Consider the following 1,528-nt stretch of genomic DNA (forward strand, 5'->3'; position numbering starts at 1 on the left):
GCGGGGCGCTGCTCGTCGTGGGGCTCCTCCTCTTCCTGTGGCGTTACGCCCTCAAGCCGCGCGACCTGGACAACCGGCGCTACGGCCTGGCCCAGGTGCTGCTCCAGCGTCTGGAGATGGACCTGGCCCCGGACGCGCCGGTGCGGCTCAAGCTGGACCTGCGTCCGCCGGACGTGCTCGACAAGCGCGTGAATCAGGACATGGTGGGTTGGTGGAACACGGACTTCTTCGTCGACCCGTGGTTCACGCTGGAGACGCGGTTGGCGGACGGCGCCTTCGTGCGGATCCGCATGGTGGAGCGGCTCCAGAAGCGCGAGCGCTCCAAGACGAGCGCCAGCGGCAAGACGAAGACGAAGACCAAGCGCAAGGGCTTCGCCCGGCTGGAGGTGTCCGTGCGCGTGAAGCCGGAGCGCTACCCGGGACTGGAGCGGCTCAAGGTCCGCGCCACCGCCGCAACGCGCCTGCCCCGGAAGGTCGAATTGGAGCGGGTGCGCGTCGCCGCGGGCCGGCTGTCCCTGCGCGCCCGGCTGTCCGACGAATGGGTGGCGCGGCCGGGGCGCGAGACGGGAGACCCGGAGGCCCCCGCCTTCTGGAAGAATGCGCTGGAGAAGGACGACGCGTCCCGCACCGCGACGATGATGCTCCTGAGCATCTACCAGGTGCTGGGCTACACCCGCCGACGCGCGAAGCTGCAGGCCGCGCGCGGACGCCGTGAGTCGGTTTGACCCGCCCGGGAGCGCCTCCTACGCTCCCCAACCTGTCTCCGCTGAACAAGGCTCTCCACCGTGGCGCTCGACACCTCCGAATTCAAGAAGACGTATGTCTATGAAACCCGTGCCCCGGTGCCGGAGGTGCTGGCGGACCTGAGGGCGCTGGCGGGGTTGGACTCGCGGGCGGAGAAGACACGGATCGCGGTGGGGATCGGCTCCTGGGTCTTCTTGTGCCTCAGCATCTCGTTCACCGTCTTGACGCAGTGGCTGCTGGCCGCCGCGCTCTTCGCGACGAGCATCGCCCTCTGCATCCTCTGGATGCGCTCGAAGCACACGGACCTGGACAACCGGCGCTACGGGCTGGTGTCCGCGCTGCTCCAGCGGTTCCAGGTGGACCTGGACGCGAACGCGCCGGTGGACGTGAAGCTGGACCTGGCGCCGGAGGATGACGCGCGCAAGAGCGTGGGCAAGCTCAAGCGGGGGCGGTGGGACTGCGAGGACTTCACCGACGCGTGGCTGTCCCTGCACGGCCGCTTCGCGGATGGCACGCACCTGCACCTGTCCGTCGTGGAGCACGTCCAGAAGCGCAAGCGCTACGGCCGCGGCAGCAGCGGCAAGACGAAGCTCAAGACCAAGCGCAAGGGCAAGACGCTGCTCCAGGTGGGGCTGCGCGTGAAGCCGGAGCGCTTCCCTGGACTGGCGGATCAGCGCGCGAACGCGAAGCAGGCCGTGCGGCTGCCCCCGGAGGTCGTGCTGTCTCGGCTGGACGTGACCCAGGACCGCGTGGCGATGCGCGCCCTGCTGGGGCGGGACGGGCG

The 1,528-nt window shown here is 69.8% G+C and carries 2 protein-coding genes; both read left to right on the forward strand.

What is annotated here, in order from left to right; all coding sequences use genetic code 11:
* Positions 1-725: hypothetical protein (locus D7Y11_RS43650; protein WP_158642069.1), on the forward strand; the 725-nt coding region annotated here is incomplete at its 5' end.
* Between the two features lie 60 nt (positions 726-785).
* Positions 786-1,528 (forward strand): hypothetical protein (locus tag D7Y11_RS42585; RefSeq protein ID WP_126936515.1); only part of this gene is annotated, 743 nt, incomplete at its 3' end.

This window comes from Corallococcus sp. AB018 (assembly GCF_003986945.1).
GTDB classification, from domain to species: domain Bacteria; phylum Myxococcota; class Myxococcia; order Myxococcales; family Myxococcaceae; genus Corallococcus; species Corallococcus exiguus.